This window comes from Devosia albogilva, assembly GCF_042685625.1.
GTDB lineage: Bacteria > Pseudomonadota > Alphaproteobacteria > Rhizobiales > Devosiaceae > Devosia > Devosia albogilva.
In genome coordinates, this window is sequence record NZ_JBHUNP010000001.1 from 269,782 (window position 1) to 287,835 (window position 18,054).

General features: G+C 65.4%; 18 protein-coding genes. 9 read left to right on the forward strand and 9 right to left on the reverse strand.

Annotation, left to right across the window (positions count from 1 at the left end):
* Positions 1–5 precede the first annotated feature (5 nt).
* Positions 6–536 (reverse strand): methylated-DNA--[protein]-cysteine S-methyltransferase, encoded by a 531-nt coding sequence (locus tag ACFSX5_RS01445; protein WP_386831086.1) that lies wholly within the window; start codon positions 534–536, stop codon positions 6–8.
* A 62-nt stretch (positions 537–598) separates the two neighbouring features.
* The gene (locus ACFSX5_RS01450; protein ID WP_386831088.1) at positions 599–781 is read right to left on the reverse strand and encodes a CsbD family protein; all 183 of its coding nucleotides are present in this window, start codon (positions 779–781) and stop codon (positions 599–601) included.
* Positions 782–873: 92 nt separating this feature from the next.
* Between ACFSX5_RS01450 and ACFSX5_RS01455 the strand changes: the two genes are divergently transcribed.
* Complete coding sequence (locus ACFSX5_RS01455) at positions 874–1,533, forward strand: RluA family pseudouridine synthase (protein WP_386831089.1); 660 nt, start codon at positions 874–876, stop codon at positions 1,531–1,533.
* Positions 1,534–1,537: 4 nt separating this feature from the next.
* Here ACFSX5_RS01455 and ACFSX5_RS01460 read toward each other — a convergent pair whose 3' ends face one another.
* The 3 genes from ACFSX5_RS01460 to aspS all read right to left on the reverse strand — a co-directional run bounded on the left by ACFSX5_RS01460 (position 1,538) and on the right by aspS (position 7,407).
* A complete protein-coding gene (locus ACFSX5_RS01460) occupies positions 1,538–3,820 on the reverse strand; it encodes an NADP-dependent malic enzyme (RefSeq protein ID WP_386831091.1) in 2,283 nt (760 codons plus the stop codon).
* Between the two features lie 105 nt (positions 3,821–3,925).
* Complete coding sequence (locus ACFSX5_RS01465) at positions 3,926–5,530, reverse strand: EAL domain-containing protein (RefSeq protein WP_386831093.1); 1,605 nt, start codon at positions 5,528–5,530, stop codon at positions 3,926–3,928.
* A gap of 89 nt (positions 5,531–5,619) precedes the next feature.
* Complete coding sequence (gene aspS, locus ACFSX5_RS01470) at positions 5,620–7,407, reverse strand: aspartate--tRNA ligase (RefSeq protein ID WP_386831095.1); 1,788 nt, start codon at positions 7,405–7,407, stop codon at positions 5,620–5,622.
* Positions 7,408–7,599: 192 nt separating this feature from the next.
* On the opposite strand from aspS, the gene rnd reads away from it, so the two are divergent.
* A complete protein-coding gene (rnd, locus tag ACFSX5_RS01475) occupies positions 7,600–8,769 on the forward strand; it encodes a ribonuclease D (RefSeq protein WP_386831097.1) in 1,170 nt (389 codons plus the stop codon).
* On the opposite strand, the gene ACFSX5_RS01480 is transcribed toward rnd, so the two are convergent.
* The 4 genes from ACFSX5_RS01480 to ACFSX5_RS01495 are packed head-to-tail and all read right to left on the reverse strand — an operon-like array spanning position 8,770 to position 11,483.
* On the reverse strand, positions 8,770–9,057 hold the full coding sequence (locus tag ACFSX5_RS01480; protein WP_386831099.1) for a hypothetical protein: 288 nt from the start codon (positions 9,055–9,057) through the stop codon (positions 8,770–8,772).
* Positions 9,057–9,437, reverse strand: coding sequence for a RidA family protein (locus ACFSX5_RS01485; protein WP_386831101.1), 381 nt, complete (start codon positions 9,435–9,437; stop codon positions 9,057–9,059). Before ACFSX5_RS01485 ends, ACFSX5_RS01480 begins: the two co-directional genes overlap by 1 nt.
* A gap of 7 nt (positions 9,438–9,444) precedes the next feature.
* Positions 9,445–10,584, reverse strand: a complete 1,140-nt coding sequence (locus ACFSX5_RS01490; RefSeq protein WP_386831103.1) for a pyridoxal-phosphate dependent enzyme — start codon at positions 10,582–10,584, stop codon at positions 9,445–9,447.
* Between the two features lie 5 nt (positions 10,585–10,589).
* The gene (locus ACFSX5_RS01495) at positions 10,590–11,483 is read right to left on the reverse strand and encodes a universal stress protein (protein ID WP_386831105.1); all 894 of its coding nucleotides are present in this window, start codon (positions 11,481–11,483) and stop codon (positions 10,590–10,592) included.
* A gap of 232 nt (positions 11,484–11,715) precedes the next feature.
* Between ACFSX5_RS01495 and ACFSX5_RS01500 the strand changes: the two genes are divergently transcribed.
* The 7 genes from ACFSX5_RS01500 (at position 11,716) to ACFSX5_RS01530 (ending at position 18,050) form a co-directional block, all read left to right on the forward strand.
* Entirely contained in the window at positions 11,716–14,619 is a 2,904-nt protein-coding gene (locus ACFSX5_RS01500) for a monovalent cation/H+ antiporter subunit A (RefSeq protein WP_386831107.1), read from the forward strand.
* Positions 14,610–14,945, forward strand: coding sequence for a Na+/H+ antiporter subunit C (locus tag ACFSX5_RS01505; protein ID WP_386831109.1), 336 nt, complete (start codon positions 14,610–14,612; stop codon positions 14,943–14,945). Before ACFSX5_RS01500 ends, ACFSX5_RS01505 begins: the two co-directional genes overlap by 10 nt.
* Positions 14,946–14,948: 3 nt before the next feature.
* Positions 14,949–16,526 carry a monovalent cation/H+ antiporter subunit D gene (locus ACFSX5_RS01510; protein ID WP_386831111.1) on the forward strand — a complete coding sequence of 526 codons (1,578 nt, stop codon included), beginning with the start codon at positions 14,949–14,951 and terminating at the stop codon, positions 16,524–16,526.
* Entirely contained in the window at positions 16,523–17,011 is a 489-nt protein-coding gene (locus ACFSX5_RS01515) for a Na+/H+ antiporter subunit E (protein ID WP_386831113.1), read from the forward strand. Before ACFSX5_RS01510 ends, ACFSX5_RS01515 begins: the two co-directional genes overlap by 4 nt.
* Positions 17,008–17,289 carry a K+/H+ antiporter subunit F gene (locus ACFSX5_RS01520; protein ID WP_386831115.1) on the forward strand — a complete coding sequence of 94 codons (282 nt, stop codon included), beginning with the start codon at positions 17,008–17,010 and terminating at the stop codon, positions 17,287–17,289. Before ACFSX5_RS01515 ends, ACFSX5_RS01520 begins: the two co-directional genes overlap by 4 nt.
* The gene (gene mnhG, locus ACFSX5_RS01525) at positions 17,289–17,663 is read left to right on the forward strand and encodes a monovalent cation/H(+) antiporter subunit G (protein WP_386831117.1); all 375 of its coding nucleotides are present in this window, start codon (positions 17,289–17,291) and stop codon (positions 17,661–17,663) included. The genes ACFSX5_RS01520 and mnhG overlap by 1 nt, the downstream gene beginning before the upstream one ends.
* A 66-nt stretch (positions 17,664–17,729) precedes the next feature.
* Positions 17,730–18,050: an XRE family transcriptional regulator gene (locus ACFSX5_RS01530; RefSeq protein ID WP_386831119.1), complete on the forward strand. Its 321-nt coding sequence runs from the start codon at positions 17,730–17,732 to the stop codon at positions 18,048–18,050.
* The last annotated feature ends 4 nt before the right edge of the window (positions 18,051–18,054 follow it).

Sequence of the window (18,054 nt, forward strand, 5' to 3'; positions counted from 1 at the left end):
GATCGCTAGAAATCCAGTGCCAGTTGCGCTGCCGGCGCGGCGCTGGTGCGGGCGCCTTCCAGCAGCAGGAGACGCCGCTTGCTGTCGCCACCCCCGGGGGCTGAAAACCCGCCGAGACTTCCGTTGGCACCGAGCACCCGGTGACAGGGAATAATCAGCGGGATCGGGTTGGCACCCATGGCGTGGCCCACGGCGCGGGACAGGCCAACGTCACCCAACTGGCACGCCATCGCGCCGTAGGTGGTTGTTTCGCCATAGCCAAGCTCCATCAAGAGCGCATAGGCGCGACGGTGGAACTCGGGAAGGCTGGTGATGTCGAGTGGCACGGAAGCGAAGTCCACGCGCTCACCGTCAGCGTAGCGCTGGATCAGAGCGATAGCGTCGGCAATGTTTGGCGGGGGATCGGCAGGTTCGCCGCCGAGTTGCTGGCGGAGGCGGTCGGGATCGCTGTCGGGCAGCAGCAGGCGGCAGATGCCGGCGTCGGTCCAGCCGATGACGAACTCACCCAGGCTCGTGGGAAAGACTGCCGTTTGCATGCGGCCAAGATAGCGTAACGGCTTGAAAAGAAAAGGGCCGCTCTCTCGAGCGGCCCGTCGCCTTAGTGCTTCAGCGCGTCGCGAGCGCCTTCCTTGGCCTCGCCGACCTTCTGCTGCAGTTTGCCTTCGGCCTTGTCCATTTTGCCTTCGGCCTGCAGCTTTTCGTTACCGGTGAGACCGCCGGCTGCGTCCTTTACGGCACCTTTTGCTTGCTTTCCGGCACCTTTGGCTTCGTCCTTGTGCATGGCACGTCCTCCGTTCATTGATACCGGTTAAACCCCGGCAACGCATGGACGTTCCTTCACGAGACTGCTAGAGCCCGGCGGTGACCGGACCCATGCCCACCCTTCTCGACTACCGCCCGCCAATGGAGCCGTACCTTAGTGTGCTCCATGTCGACGATGACATCCTCGTCGTCGACAAGCAGAGCGGCCTGCTCACCGTACCAGGCAAGGACCCGTCGCTGTGGGACTGCGTCGAGTATCGGGCGCGGCAGACCTGGCCCACGGCCGGCATCGTGCACCGGCTCGACAAGGACACTTCCGGCGTGCTGGTGCTGGCGCTGAACAAGCGCGCCCACGGTCGCATCGGCTCGCAGTTCGAGCACCGCAAGACCACGAAGTCCTACCTGGCGCGGGTGGCTGGCGTGATGGAGACCGACAGCGGGCTCGTCGACCTACCGCTGGCGACCGACTGGGAGAACAAGCCGCGGCAGCGCGTCGACTACGAGAACGGGCGGCCGTCGCAAACGGAATGGCGGGTGATCGAGCGGGAGCCGAACGTCACGCGGGTGCGGCTGCATCCCCTCACCGGACGCACGCACCAGCTCAGGGTTCACATGAAGGCCATCGGCCATGTGATTCTGGGCGATGCGTTTTATGGCGATCCCGAGACCATGGCCGCAGCCGACCGCCTGCAACTGCACGCGGCCGAGTTGGGCTTTACTCACCCGACGACGGGGGAGTTCACCACCTTCGTGGCACCCACCCCGTTCTAGGCGATCAGCCCTCGCCCAGCGACTCGGTCGCAGCGATTGCGGCCATGTTGACGATGCCACGGCTGGTGCTCGACGGCGCCAGAATGTGCGCCGGCGACCGGGTGCCCATCAGGATCGGCCCCACCGAAAGCGCGTGGTTCATTTCCTTGAGCAGCGTCATCGACAGGTTGGCAGCGTCGAGATTGGGGAACAGCAGCAGATTGGCTTCGCCACGCAGGACCGTGTCCGGAATGTAGCGTTCGCGCAGTTCGCTGTTGAGCGCCAGGTCGCCCTGCATCTCGCCTTCAACGATCATGTCCGGGTCGATGGCCTTCAGCCGTTGGTAGACTTCGCGCATCTTCTCGGCGCTCTGGCCATCGCGCGAGCCGAAATTGGAGTAGCTCAAGAGCGCGATGCGCGCCTCGATGTTGAAGCGCTTGAGATGATCGCGTGCCTGAAGCGCGATGCCGACCAGGGCGTCCGCCGACGGATCGATGTGAACATAGGTGTCGGCGAGGAAGAACACGCCACGCGGCATGATCAGCATCGACAGCGCCGATACGTCCTGCACGCCATCCTGCAGCCCGACCACCGAGCGGATATCGCGCACGTGGCGGATATAGCGGCCCTGGAGGCCGCAGATCAGCGCGTCGGCTTCACCGCGCTTCACCGCCAGCGCGCCAATGACCGTAGTGTTGGTGCGCACGATGGTGCGGGCGGTCTCGGGGGTGACGCCGCTACGACCCACTAGCGAGTGGAACAGCGCGACATAGTCGCGGTAGCGCGGATCGTCCTCGGGGTTGATCACCTCGAAATCGGTGCCGGGGCGCAGATGCAACCCGAAACGCTCGATGCGGGCTTCGATCACCGACGGGCGGCCGATCAGGATCGGGCGGGCGATGCGCTCCTCGAGCAGCACCTGGGTGGCGCGGAGCACCCGCTCGTCCTCGCCATCGGCAAAGGCGATGCGCTGATTGCGCCCCTGAGCCCGATCGATGATCGGTTTCATCACCAGCCCGGAGCGGAACACAAAGCGGTTGAGGCTGTGGTGGTAGGCTTCCCAATCGGTGATCGGCCGCTTGGCGACACCGCTTTCGACCGCAGCACGCGCCACCGCAGGGGCGATCCGGAGGATCAGCCGCTGGTCGAAGGGGTTGGGAATTATGTGCTCAGGCCCGAACACGGTGGGGGCCCCGGAGGCGGAGACTTCAAGCCCCGGATCATGGGCGAGCTTGGCGATGGCGCGCACCGCGGCCAGCTTCATCTCCTCGTTGATGGTGGTGGCAGCCACGTCGAGCGCACCGCGGAAGATGAAGGGGAAGCAGAGGACGTTGTTGACCTGGTTCGGATAGTCCGAGCGGCCGGTACAAACCATGGCGTCGGGTCGCACCTCGCGGGCAACCTCCGGCATTATTTCCGGATACGGATTGGCCAGCGCGAGGATCAGCGGGCGTGAAGCCATACGCTGGAGCATTTCGGGCGTCAGCGCGCCGGCGGCGGAAAGGCCGAGGAAGATGTCGGCGCCGTCGATGACTTCGGCCAGTGTGGTGGCGTCGCTCTCGCGACGGAACTGGCCCCGCCACTTGTCATTGACGTCGTTGCGCTTGTGGGTGACGAGGCCGTCCTTGTCCGCCACCCAGATGTTCTCGTGCCGGGCGCCCAGCGCAACCAGGACGTTGAGGCAGGCGATGGCTGCGGCCCCTGCCCCGGAGGTGCAGATCTTCACGTCCTCGATGCGCTTGCCGGCGAGTTCGAGGCCGTTGAGGACCGCGGCACCGACGATAATGGCGGTGCCGTGCTGGTCATCGTGGAAAACCGGAATCGGCATGCGCTCGCGCAGCGCTTCCTCGATGGCAAAGCAGTCGGGGGCGCGGATATCTTCGAGATTGATGCCGCCGAAGGTGGGCCAGAGGGGCGCCACCGCCTCGACGAAGCGGGCGGGATCGAGCTCGTCGATCTCGAGGTCGAACACGTCGATGCCGGCGAACTTCTTGAACAGGACGGCCTTGCCTTCCATCACGGGCTTGGAGGCCAGTGCGCCGATATTGCCCAGCCCCAGCACCGCGGTGCCATTGGAGATCACCGCCACCAGGTTCTGCCGCGAGGTATAGCGCGCCACCGTATCCGGATCGGCAGCGATCTCCTCGCAGGGAGCGGCCACGCCGGGCGAATAGGCCAGCGCCAGGTCGCGCTGGTTGCCCAGCGGCTTGATCGGCTGGATCTCGAGCTTGCCCGGCTTCGGGTATTCATGGAAATGCAGGGCCGCTTCGCGCAGGGCCTTGCGCTGCTCGTTGACGTCAGTGCTCACGCATTATCTCCCCTTGCCTGCGCTGCGTTTGCGGCAACACAGACATGGCGTTGGTGCCATCAAACGGCGTCGATGAAAAGGCAAACTTGCCCTGTCGCGCTGAACTCACGCAGCGGCGGCCTCAACGATCTCGTTGATGCGGGCGCGGGGGGTGGCGGTGGTGTGCAGGGCGGTCGCCAGTTCACGGAAGGCGCCGATCTTCAGTGCCGGCGCGAAGATGAAGCCCTGCGCCTGAAGCACCCCGTGAGCACGCAGATAGAGCGCCTGCTCTTCCGTCTCGACGCCCTCGGCCACGATCTCGCAGTTGAGGTCCTTGGCCATGGCGATGAGGCCGTCGAGGACCGGAACCTGCGTGGTGCCGGGCTTGATCATGTCGATGAAGATGCGGTCGATCTTGATGATGTCGCAGCCGAGCGTGCCGATATAGGCCAGGTTCGAGTGCCCGGTGCCGGCATCGTCGAGCGCGACCCTCGCGCCGAGCGCGTGCAGCCCCGAGATCACACTCTGTGCCACGGCGGAGTTCCCGAGCGGGTGGCGCTCGGTGATCTCGAACACAAGTTGGCGGTAGCTGATGGCGGAGTTGCCAAAAATCGCCTGCACGTCGTCGACAATGCTGCCGTCGCGGAAGTGCCCCTCGAACAGATTGATGGAGATCTTGAGGTCCGGCATCATTCGCGCCAGGTCGCTCAAGTCGTATTTCACCTGCTGCATCAGCGACAGGGTCATGGGAATGGCGAGGCCCGTCACCTCGGCATAGTCGATAAAGGCGCCGGGCGGCACGACCTTGCCATTCTTCTTCTCCCAACGGCACAGCACCTCGCAACCCTCGAGCACGCCGGTGCGCAGGTTGATCACGGGCTGGTAGTAGGGCTTGATCTCGCCGCGGGCGATGGCGCGCTCGAGATCGAACGCCGGCACGCGGGAACGTCGAACATACTGCAGCGCCAGCACCAGGAAGGCGGCACTCATCAGGCAGGCGACGACGGTAAAGCCGACATCGAGATCCACATAGTCGGCGCGCGTCATGGCGAACGGCGCGGCGTACTCCACCTTGAGGGGCAGTTCTCCTGCGAAGGCCTGACCGTGCACAAACTCGGAGCTGTTGGCTCGCCTGTCAAAGGAATCGGCATCCCCCACACTCAGCACCGGATCGCCATTGGCGAGGACCACGCGCAGCATGGCGCCGCTCCGCATGCCTCGCGCGATGGCTTCGGTCCCCTGCCCCAGCAGCGGCAGGAAAACCGACACGTCTCGGGTCGTGCCGAATGCCTGTGTGATCTTGAAAGCCGGGATGTCGAGGTTGCCCAACATCACCACCGCAACGGTTTCCGTCTGACCCGGGATTGGCAGGTCTTCCGACAGCGGCGAATACTGCACCGTGCGACCGACGGCATCGCAGTACTGCACCCCATCGGCATTCTCGACCAGAACCTGCTTGACGTTGAGGCTGGATTCCATCGCCGCCTGCGCGTTGGCGAGGAATGTCGGCGTACAGAGTGAGGGACTGTCGGCGAGGATGGTCCGTAGCGTCGTGACCGACTCCTGCACGGCGGTTTCTATCTGTGAGGCAAGGGCGGCGGTATAGAGTTGCGACGTCGCCTTTTCGCGGACCCGCACATAGGAGTCGAGCAAGTAGTCGACCGCGAGGATCGGCGCGAACGCAAGGATCGCGCCGATCAGCATCAGGGCATTTGAATAGCGCGACCGCACAGTGCGAATCCGACGAGGACGACCAGTGCCTCAGCGGTAGCAGTGCGATGTTAACGCACCATTAAGCCTGGTTAACCGCCGGTGAGCGGCTACTGAACGTTGAGGCGGATGCTGAGCTCGCGCAACTGCTTGTTGTCGGCCGGGCTCGGCGCGCCCATCAGCAGGTCCTCGGCCTGCTGGTTCATCGGGAAGGCGGTGATCTCGCGCAGGTTCTGCACGCCGCACAGCAGCATGACGATGCGGTCGATGCCGAAGGCGGCGCCACCATGCGGCGGAGCGCCATACTGGAAGGCCCGGTAGAGGCCGCCGAACTGCTCTTCCACTTCCTCGCGCGACTTGCCGGTGAGCTCGAACGCCTTGACCATGGTCTCGGGCTCCTGGTTACGGATAGAGCCGGAGGCGATCTCGTAGCCGTTGCAGACCGCGTCGTACTGATAGGCCTTGAGCGTCAGCGGGTCCTGCGTGTTGAGCGCCTCGAGACCGCCCTGCGGCATCGAGAAGGGGTTGTGCGCGAAGTCGATGCGCTTTTCTTCCTCGCTCCACTCGTAGAACGGGAAGTCGACGATCCAGCACAGCGCGAACTGCTCGGTGTCCACCACGCCGAGGTCGGTCCCGACCTTGGTGCGGGCCTCGCCGGCGAACTTGTAGAACTTCTCGGGGCGGCCGGCGACGAAGAAGACGGCGTCACCATCTTCGAGGCCAAGCTGGGCCTTGAGCGCGGCGGTCCGCTCCTCGCCGATGTTCTTGGCAATCGGACCGGACCCGGCGCCGTCCTTGAAGAAGATATAGCCAAGACCCGGCTGGCCTTCGCCCTGCGCCCAGGCATTCATGCGGTCGCAGAAGGCGCGGCCGATCGGCTCGGCGCCAGCCTTGTTCTTGGCCGGAATGGCCCAGACTTCCACCTTCGGGTCGGCTTCGATCTGGTTGGCGAACACCTTGAAGCCGGAGCCGGCGAAGTGCTCGGTGACCGCCACCATCTCGATCGGGTTGCGCAGGTCAGGCTTGTCCGAGCCGTACTTGCGGATGGCGGTGTCGTAGGGAATGCGCGGCCAGTTGCGGGTGACGCGCTTGCCGTCGGCAAACTGCTCGAACACGCTCGTCATCACCGGCTCGACAGTGTTCCACACGTCTTCCTGGGTGACGAAGCTCATCTCGAGGTCGAGCTGGTAGAACTCGCCCGGCAGACGGTCGGCACGCGGATCCTCGTCGCGGAAACAGGGGGCGACCTGGAAGTAGCGGTCGAAGCCAGCCACCATCAGCAACTGCTTGTACTGCTGCGGCGCCTGCGGCAGGGCGAAGAACTTGCCGGGGTGGATGCGGCTCGGCACCAGGAAGTCGCGCGCACCCTCGGGCGAGGACGCGGTGAGGATCGGGGTCGAGAATTCGGTGAAGCCGGCGCCGCCCATGCCCGTGCGCATCGCCGAGATAATCTGCGTGCGCTTGACGATGTTGGCGTGGAGCTTCTCGCGGCGCAGGTCGAGGAAGCGGTAGCGCAGGCGGATGTCTTCCGGATATTCCTGATCGCCGAACACCGGCAGCGGCAACTCTTTCGCGGCCGACAGCACTTCCAGTTCGCGGATGAACACTTCCACCTTGCCGGTGGCGATGTTGGGGTTCACTGCGGCGGCGTCGCGCAGCTTGACCTCGCCATCGATGCGCAGGACCCATTCGGAGCGGACCTTCTCCGCCTCGGCAAAGGCCGGGGAATCGGGATCGATGACGCACTGGGTGACGCCGTAGTGGTCGCGCAGGTCGATGAACAGCAGCCCGCCATGATCGCGGATGCGGTGGACCCAGCCGCTGAGGCGCACGGTCTGACCCGCATCGGCGTCGGTCAACGCGCCACAGGTGTGCGAGCGATAGCGGTGGAGGGTCATGGCATACTCTGGGAAACAGCGGAATCTGGGGCGGGTAAAGCACACGCAGCCCCGGCCTTGTCAAGGCGGGGCGGTCTCGCGGGCCTGATGGAGCAACATCCGGCGGCCGCCGGAAAATCGTTGGAGCGCAGGGCGCGAGCCTGCTAGGAAGAATACCGGCTTTTTTGAGACGGAAGTTTGACGGACCACAGTATGGATCTGATCACCACTACGAACGTGCTCGCGGATTTCTGCGAGCGCGCGCAGAAGTTTGACTTCGTAACCGTCGACACCGAATTCCTGCGAGAGACGACCTACTGGCCGAAGCTGTGCCTCATTCAGGCGGCAACGGATGACGAGGCGGTGCTGATCGATCCACTGGCCCCGGGGCTGGATCTCGCGCCGTTCTTCACCCTCCTGGCCAATCCCAACGTTACCAAGGTGTTCCACGCCGCGCGGCAGGACGTGGAAATCTTCGTCAAGCTGACTGGCGAGGTGCCGCACAATATCTTCGACACCCAGATCGCCGCCAGCGTCTGCGGCTTCGGCGACAGCATCTCCTACGACAATCTGGTGCGCTCGATCGTCAAGATCGAGCTCGACAAGTCGAGCCGCTTCACCGACTGGTCGGCGCGGCCACTGTCGGAGAAGCAGCGGCTTTATGCCATCGCGGACGTGACTCATCTGCGCGACATCTATCGCGAACTGCGCGAGCAGGTGGACCGCACAAAGCGGTGGGACTGGGTGGAGGATGAGCTCGGCATCCTGCGCAACATCGACACCTATGTGATCCGGCCGGAGCGCGCCTGGGAGCGGCTCAAGATGAAGGTCAACCGGCCGCGTGACCTGGCGGCGCTGCAGAAGCTCGCCGAGTGGCGCGAGCGCAAGGCGCAGGAGACGGACCAGCCGCGCAGCCGCATCCTCAAGGACGACGTGCTGTTCGAACTGGCGCAGCAGCGACCGCTGACGCCCGACGCGTTCGAGAAGCTGCGCGCGGTGCCGCGCGGCTATGGCCGCAGTTCCGCGGCTGCCGAGATCATGGCGCTGCTCAAGGAGGTCGAGGCCCTGCCGAAATCGGCGCTGCCGCCGGCGCCGGAGCGCTATCGTGGCCCCTCCCCCAAAGGCGCCGTGGGCGACCTGCTGCGCGTGCTGCTGAAATCGGTGTCCGAGCAGCACGGGGTGGCGGCGCGGATCATCGCCACCTCGGACGACATCGACGCCATCGTGCTCGACGACGAGGCCGACGTGCCGGCGATGCGCGGCTGGCGGCGCAAGCTGTTCGGCGAGAAGGCGCTCGACATCAAGCACGGCCGCATCGGCCTCGTCGCCACCCGCAAGGGCGTGGTGGAGTTCGCGGTGAAGCAGGCCGAACCGGCCGAGTAGCTATTCTGCGTCGGCGAGCCAGCCGACGGTGATGCGCTGGAACAGGTGGCCCGGCTTCATGGTCGCCAGCCAGCGGTGAAAGTCGTCGAGGTCGGCGAAGCCGGCGCGGCGCGCCTCCTCCGGCGTGACGTCTTCGGGCTTGAGATCGTCGATCGCCTTGATGGCGAGGGTACCCAGCCTGGTCTTCAGCGTACCACCGGCCTTGACGGTGGGGCGGCTCCAGCGGCGGAAGATCAGGTCCACCTTGCCGGCACGGATGTCTTCGACAAGTTCGCGCTTGAGCAGCATCAGTCGAGAACCGCCGTCGCCAGCATCTCCACCCTGAGCCCCTTGGCGAGCAATTCCTTGACCACGACGGTGGCGCGGACCGGATAGGGCGCGGCGAAGAACTCGCGGTAAACGGCGTTCATTCCCGCCGCATCGGCGCTGTCGATCAGAAATACCTGCACCTGCACGACGTTGGCGAGCGTGCCGCCGGCGGCGCGGACGGCCATGTCGAGGTTCTCCAGCGTACGCCGGGTCTGCCCCTCGATGCCGCCATCGACAATGGCGCCCGTCTCCGGGTCCTCGGCGATGGCGACGAGCCAGACCTGCTTGCCGGCCCGCACCGCGTCGCTGACGGGAGCGGATGATGGCACGATGCCGGTGGAGATGGATTCGATGGTCAAGAGAACCTCACAGGAAAGACGCGCCGGGCGGCAACAGGTGCCGAAGTCGGCCCTCTATAGCAGCGTGGTTCGGCGATGCCACCGGCACGTCGCCGGCAAAGGTGTGCTTGAAGCCCGAGGCGGTGACGATGGCGACAGTACCCGGGCGGACTCGATCAGGCGCACCCATCAGCCAGGCGACGGCAGCACATGCCGAAAACTCCGCATCGAGTCCGTCGTAGCGCAGAAGCGCCGCCCGCGCGTAAGCCATGGCCTCGTCACTGACAGCATCGGCAAGGCCGCCATGCTGGCGCAGCAGCGACAGCACACGGGTACCGTCCTGCGGATAGCCCTCCAGCCGGTCAGCGATGGCTCCTGCAGCGGTGGTGACGGGCTGCTGCCACGGCACGACATGGTCGCTGCCGGCGCGGAAGGCGGCGGCGATGGGCGCGCAGCCCTGCGCCTGAATGGCAACCGGGAACACGGCAGGATGCCCTGCTTCGCGCAAGCCGTTGATCGTGCCGACCAGCACCGGGCCGGCGCTCACCGGGGCAACCACATGCTGCACCTGCGGCAGTTGCACGGCGAGTTCACGCCCGATGGCGCGACAGCCCCACTCCGCCCAGGGGGAGGCGAAGGTCGACAGAAGCGGGAAGTAGCCAAGTTCGGAGGCGATCCGATAGGCCAGCGCGTAGGAGGCGCTTGGCCCCTCTCCAGCCCGCAGCACTGCGGCGCCGCGAGCAAGGATCGGCAGCATGCGGGCGTCGGGCGTGCCTTCCGGCACGATCGCAATCATCGGTAGCTGGTGCCGCGCCGCAAACACGGCAGCGGACACGGCAGCGTTGCCGCTCGAGGGCACGACGATACCTGAGCAGTCGGGGTGCTTTTCCAGCAGCGCCGCCAGGGTGGCGCGAATGATCCGGTCCTTGAAGGAGCCGCTGATGTGGCTGCCCTCGTACTTGATCCAGACTCCACGGAGTCCCGGGATGCGGGACGACAGGACAGGCGACCAGAACTGCTGTGGATGCTGCCACAACGCTTCGGGCAGCGGATCATGGACCTCGAAGATCAGGCCATTGTCGCCATAGCCTAGCGAAGCGTTAGCGAGCGAGACCTTTCGCACGATGTCCACCGCGGCAGAGGAGCGAGCGCCCGGTTCCGAGGACACGCCTTCTACGCCTCGGCAGCGGCAGCGCCGCCCGGTGGCCGCACCACCAGGATGTCGCTGGTGACCGACTCGAGAATCCGCGGCCCCTCCCCGCCGAGCAGTGCGTGGAACAGACGGCCGCGCTCATAGGCGCCGATGACGGTGAGATCAACCTGGTGATCCCAGGCATAGCGGTAGAGCATCTCGGATGGCGGGCCGTGCTCGACCAGCGTTTCGAGCGTGTCGCGAACCGATTGCGGCAACTGCGCCTTGCCGACGAATTCGTTGATGGTCTCGCGCTCCATCGACTGGAAGTCGCGGCTCAGGCTGTTGTCGGCGAGCAGCGAGCGGTAGGGGAGGTCAAAGGCGTGCATGAGGGTGAACCGCGCCGATGGGAACAGCCGTGCCGCGATCTCGAAGCCGATCAAGGCCTCGTCGGTGAAGTCGGTGCCCACCAGCAATCGCTGGTACGGGCTGCGCACCCTCTGCTTGGCGACGAGCACGGAGACGGGTGAGGTCCTGAACAGCTCGCTCAGCGTGGCGCCGAGACCGCCCAGTGGCCGGTGGCGGCCATCTCCGACAACGATCAGATCGCACTGGTCTGCGGTGGCCGCAGCCAGAATGGCTTCCGCAGCAGGCTGCTCGACGACGCGTATGCGCAGGGAAGCGACGCCGCCGAGATCGTCGCGCAGTTGATCCTCGACGCGCCTCGTGAGGTCGGGCGGATTGTGCCAGGAGGGAATGCGCGCGGGATCGCGCCATGCCTCCGCCTGCTCGATGGCATGCACCGCCACCAGTTCGGCGTTCCATGTCCGGGCCAATTGCAGGGCCCGGTCGAGGGCGCGGTCCGACTGGGCACTGAGATCGGTGGCCAGCAGGATCCGGCGCGGCGGGATAACCGGCCAGCCTGTGTCATTCATTTCGCTCTCTCCTTGCCTCACCGGCGATTCGAACCGAGCCAATCGTTGGTGTCGCATCGGTCGAATTCAGGACGAGCTTAGGGTTGAGTACACCGGCGCGGCAAGACCGGGTGGCATTTCGGGTGAAGTGGGACGTCATAACGATATTTTTGGACTGAAAATCAGGCCCAAAGGGCAGCCTGTCGCTCCCCCGGTCATTGTGCTGCTGGATCGAGTTCCTTAGGTTGCCCGCATGTCCGAACTGATCATTACTCTGCTTTGGGCGCTGCCTTTTGCCGCCAGCGTCGTGGCGATATTGCTGCCCACCTCGGCGCGCAATGGCGCCGCGTGGCTGGCCGGCTGTGTCGCCGCTATCGGATTCGTGCTGACCGTCGCGGCTTTTCCTTCGGTGGCAGACGGCGGAGTGCTGCGGGTGGGGACCGAGTGGATCCCCATGGCCGGCCTCAACCTGGATTTCAGGCTCGACGGGCTCGGCTGGCTGTTCTGCATCCTGATCACCTTCATCGGCCTGCTGGTGGTGCTCTATGCGCGCTACTACATGTCGCCGCGCGATCCGGTGCATCGCCTTTATTCGCTGCTGCTGGCCTTCATGGGCTCGATGATCGGCGTCGTCCTGTCGGGCAACATCATCCAGCTCGCCATCTTCTGGGAGGTCACCAGCCTCGTCTCATTCCTGCTGATCGGCTACTGGTATCACCGTGGCGACGCCCGCGACGGCGCCCGCATGGCGTTGATCGTGACCGGTGCCGGCGGGCTGGCGCTGTTCTTCGCCATGCTGCTGGTGGGCCATATCGTAGGCAGCTACCAGCTCGACGACGTGCTCGCCTCGGGCTCGCTGATCGTTCAGCATGAGCTCTACCCCGTCACGCTGGTGCTGTTCCTGATCGGCGCCTTCACCAAGAGCGCGCAGTTCCCGTTCCAGTTCTGGCTGCCAAATGCCATGACGGCACCGACGCCGGTGTCGGCCTATCTGCACTCTGCCACCATGGTGAAGCTGGGCGTGTTCCTCATGGCCCGCTTCTGGCCGGTGATGTCGCAGTCGGACCTGTGGTTCTGGGTGGTCACCTATACCGGGCTGATCACGCTGCTGGTCGGCGCCTATACCTCGCTTTTCCAGCGCGATCTCAAAGGCCTGCTCGCCTATTCCACCATCAGCCATCTCGGGCTGATCACCACTCTGCTCGGCATGGGGACACCGCTGGCCGCGGTGGCGGCCATCTTCCACATCGCCAACCACGCCACCTTCAAGGCGTCGCTGTTCATGGCGGTGGGCATCATCGACCACGAGACCGGCACGCGCGACATCCGCAAGCTCAGCGGCTTGCGGAAGGCGCTGCCTTTCACCTCCGCGCTCGCGATCATCGCCAGCGGCGCCATGGCCGGCGTGCCGCTCTTGAACGGGTTCCTCTCGAAGGAGATGTTCTTCACCGAAACGGCCGAGTTCGACCCCAATCCGTTCGTCAACCTGTCGCTGCCGATCGTGGCGACGCTCGCCAGCATGTTGAGCGTCGCTTACTCGATCAAGTTCGTGCACGGGGTGTTCTTCGGGCCGCCGGCGACGGACCTGGATCGCACCCCGCACGAACCACCGCCATTGATGCGCCGCCCGATCGAATTGCTGGTGCTGGCCTGCCTGGCGGTCGGCATCGTTCCCGGCATCACCATCGGACCCTATCTCGCTGCCGCGGTGACCGCCGTGCTGGGGCCGGACGTGCCCTACTACAGCCTGTCGGTCTGGCACGGCTTCAACCTGCCGCTGGTGATGAGCCTGATCGCCATGGCGGGCGGCACGGTAATCTACATTTCCTACTATCGCCGCCTGCGCAATGTCGACGGCGTCCCACTGCTGCGTCGCCTCAGAGGCCAGCGCATCTTCGAGCGCATCCTGCTCACCGCCACCAACAAATGGGCCGTGCGCCTGACGGCGGCGCTCGGCACCAAGAGGCTGCAGACACAGATCTTCCTCGTCGTCGCAGTGGCGCTCGCGGCGGGCGTCGGCGCCGGCTGGGCCCGGCTGGGGCAACTTCCCCTGCCCCGCGAGTTCGATCCGGTGTTCGCGCTGCTGTGGGCACTCGGCGGATTGAGCGCGGTGGCAGCGGCCCAGCAGGCGAAGTATCATCGGCTGGCGGCCATGATCCTGCTCGGCGGCGCCGGGCTGGCCACCTGCATCACCTTTGCCTGGCTGTCGGCTCCCGATCTGGCGCTGACCCAGTTGCTGGCTGAAATCGCCACCACGGTGCTGATCCTGCTTGGTCTGCGCTGGCTGCCCAAGCGGCTGCCCGTGCCCGAGGACGTCAGTTGGCGCGTCCGCTTCCGCCGCTTCCGCGATGCCCTATTGGCGGGGATCGTGGGCCTCGGCGTGGCCACCATGAGCTACGCGGTGATGACCAGCCAGCCCGGTGACGGGATATCCAGCTTCTTCCTCGAGAACGCCTATGTCCAGGGCGGCGGGACCAATGTGGTCAACGTCATGCTGGTGGATTTCCGCGGCTTCGACACGCTGGGCGAAATCACCGTTCTGGGCATGGTGGCGATCACCGTGTTCGCGCTGCTGCGACGGTTCCGCCCGGCCGCGGACAGCCTTGAGCGCCCCGAGCAGCAGCAGGTGCAGGAGGCGTTCGCTGCCAAGGACGAAAGTGGCCGTGACGTTGCCGAGTACCTGCTGGTGCCATCCTACATGATGCGCTGGATCTTCCCGGTGGTGATCCTGATCGCCCTCTACATGTTCCTGCGCGGGCACGACCTGCCGGGCGGCGGGTTCATCGCCGGGATCATCCTGTCCCTGGCGTTCATCCTGCAATACATGGCTGGCGGTACGCGCTGGGTGGAATCGCGGCTTCGCATCCGGCCCATGCTCTGGGTCGGATGGGGCCTGCTGCTGGCCCTGCTCACCGGCCTCGGCGCCATGCTGCTCGGCTATCCGTTCCTCACCTCCGCCTTCGCCTATGCCGACCTGCCGTGGATCGGGAAGGTGCCGATGGCCTCGGCCCTGCTGTTCGATCTCGGTGTGTTCGTGCTGGTGGTCGGCGCCACCATGCTGATGCTGGTCGCCCTCGCGCACCAGTCCATCCGTAAACCGCAACCCGCCGCGCCGGCCCGCCGTCGCCAGATCCAGAAGTCCGACCAATGGAGCTGATTCTCTCGCTTGCCATCGGCGTGCTGATTGCATCCGGGGTTTACCTGGTGCTGCGCCCGCGCACCTTTCAGGTGATCATCGGGCTGTCGATCATCTCCTATGGCGTGAACCTGTTCATCCTCGCCATGGGACGTCTCCGCGTCGGCGCACCGCCGATCATCGAGCACGGTGCGGTAAATGCTGCGGACTATGCCGATCCGGTACCGCAGGCGCTGGTGCTGACCGCCATCGTCATCGGCTTTGCCATGACGGCCCTGTTCCTCGTTGTTCTGCTGGCCGCCCGCGGCTTCTCGGGCAACGACCATGTTGACGGCAGGGGGAACTGAGGCATGGACCTGACGACCCTGGCGGTCCTGCCCGTCCTCGTTCCCATGGCTGCGGTGATTGCCAATCTGGTGCTCGGCGATGGCCGCGGCCGCATCCTGGGCATCAACATCGCCTTCAGCATCGTCCTGCTGCTGGTCTCGGGCGCCTTGCTGGCGGGGCTGATGACCGGTGGCGAGACGGCCATGGCCGTCTACAGCTTCGGCAACTGGCCGATCCCGTTCGGCATCGTCTTCGTGGCCGACCGGTTGGCGGCCGTGATGGTGGTGACCACCTCGGTACTGGCGCTGGCGGCCCTCCTGTTCGCCACGGCGCGCTGGTACCGCCGCGGCACGGCCTTCTTCCCCCTGTTCCACGCCCTCACCATGGGACTGAACGGCGCCTTTCTCACCGGCGACCTGTTCAACCTCTTCGTCTTCTTCGAGCTGCTGCTGGCCGCTTCCTACGGCCTCGTGCTGCATGGCAGCGGCCGCAACCGCGTGCGCTCGGCACTGCACTACATCGCCGTCAACCTCGTTGCGTCCTCGCTGTTCCTGATCGGCGTCGCCTTGATCTACGGGGCGACCGGAACGCTCAACATGGCGGACGTCGCGCGGCGGGCGATGAGCCTCGAGGGCGACCCGCGCATCCTGTTCGAGGTGGGCGCGTCGGTGCTGGGCATCGCCTTCCTGGTGAAGGCGGGCGCCTGGCCCATGCACTTCTGGTTGCCGCCGGCCTATTCGGCTGCCGCTCCGCCGGTGGCGGCGCTGTTCGCCATCATGACCAAGGTGGGGTTCTACGCCGTCCTGCGCCTCAAGACGCTGGCCTTTGCCGGCAGCGATTTCGGGGAGCTTGCCCTGTTCGTCATTGGACTCGTCACGCTTGCCTATGGCAGCATCGGGGCGCTGTCGTCCAAGGCGCTCGACCGGCTGGCGAGCTATCTGCTCCTGGTCTCGGCCGGAACGATGCTGCTCGCTGCCGCCTATGATGTGCCGGGTGTCACGGCGGGCGCACTGCTTTACCTGATCGTTGCAACCCTTGCCGCCGGCGCTCTTTTCCTGCTCAAGGACATCATCGACCAGGCCTTGCCGGCCGAAGCGCAGGTGCTCGCCATCTCGCTGGAATTCTATGGTGAGGACGACGAGGACGAGATCGACGAGGACGAGGAGGTGAGCCCCACCGTGCCTGCCGGTGCCGCCCTGATCAGCTGGTGCTTCGCCATCGTGGCCCTGGTGCTTGCGGGCCTGCCGCCGCTCGCCGGGTTTCTGTCCAAGTTCGTGATGATCTCCTCCGCCTTCACGGCAGTGGAGCATCCTGGTCCGCAGACCTGGTGGTTTGCCGCCGCGGTAATCGGGTCGGGCCTGCTGGTGCTGATCGCCATGGTTCGCAACGGCATCAACATCTTCTGGACCTCGATGCCGGAAACCGGCATCCGCGTCCGGTTGCTGGAAATCATACCGGTGGTGCTGCTGCTGGCGCTGTGCGTGATTGCGACGATGTTGGCTGGACCCATCATCGACATCCTGGCGAGCACGGCCGGCAACCTGCACAACCCCGAGATCTACATCACCGGCGTGCTCGGCAGTGGGGAGGTCGTCCCATGAGGCAACGGCTTCTCCCCCATCCCGTCCTGTCGGCCATGCTGCTTGGGCTCTGGCTGCTGTTCCAGCAATCGGCCGGGCTCGGGCACCTGCTGCTCGGAGCTCTGCTGGCGCTGGTCATTCCGGTGGCGGTGGCACCACTCCTGCCCGAGCAGGTGATCTTCCGGCGTCCCTTGGCGGTCCTGAAGATCCTCGCCCATGCCAGCATCGACATTGTGCGGTCCAACCTCGCCGTGTTCTGGGTGCTGATCCATCCCGATGCCAAGCCCACGGCGGGTTTCGTCGAGGTGGACCTCGAACTGACCCATCCGTTCGGTTTGTCTGTGCTCGCCTGCCTCGTCACCGCCATCCCCGGCAGCGCCTGGCTCGAATACGACCGCACGCGCAGCATGGTGCTGATCCACGTCTTCGACCTGGTGGACGAGGAGGAATGGGTGCGGACACTGAAGACCCGCTACGAACAACCGCTGATGGAGTTGCTCCAATGAGCGTGGCCATTCTGTCCTGGAGCCTGTTGGCGGCGCAGGTGATGCTGGCACTTGCGATGCTGCTGGCGCTCTACCGCATGGTGTTCGGTCCGCGCGCGCAGGACCGGATTCTCGCGCTCGACGCCATCTACGTCGTGGCCCTGTTGCTGCTGATCGCGCAGGGCATCCGCACCTCGAGTCACATCTATTTCGAGCTGGCCATGCTGATCGGCCTGCTTGGTTTCGTCGGCACGGTCGCGCTCGCCAAGTTCCTGATGCGCGGGGAGGTGATCGAGTGATGGCCGATCTTCCCCTGTGGCTCGCGGTATTGCTGTCGGTCTGCGTGCTCATGGGCGCGGCGCTGACACTGGCCGGCTGCTTCGGCCTCGTGCGGCTCAACAGCTTCTACCTGCGCATGCACTCCCCCACCATGGGCACCAGCATGGGCGGCGGGCTGATCCTGCTCACCTCGGCACTCTACTTCACCTTCACCGAAGGCCGCGCGATCTTCCCCGAACTGGCGATCTTTGCGTTCATGAGCATCACCACCCCGGTGACGCTGATGCTGTTGGCGCGGGCCACGCTGTTCCGGGACCGGCTGCAGCAGAAGCTCGATGCGGATGCCGCGGCCGAAGAAGGCGCCAACGCCGGCTCACCCGAGAGGCAGAGCTAGCCGGCTGTCTTTGGCCATGCTCTCGTGCCATGCTGGCGAAAAGCAGCAACGAGCATGGAGTTCAGCATGTCGGAAAGCGGAAAACTCACGGGGCGTCTGGTGGCAGCAGCGCGGGTGCTGGCCGGCGTCAGCCGCGATGACTTCGCCAAGGCTGCCGGGATCACCACCGAACGCCTGCAGACGGTCGAATCCAAGGGCAGCGCCTGGATCAATGAGGACGACGTGCCCGGGCTGACGCAAGCGCTCGAGCGCTTCGGGGTGTTCGTGATCGAAGAGTCCGACGGGCTTGGCGCCGGCGTACGGCTCAAATTCACCCGTCAGGACGTCAAGCAGTTGCTGCGGCTCGAAACCGAAGGTGGTCCCGCCCGTCCCGACGACGTGCCCTGACCGG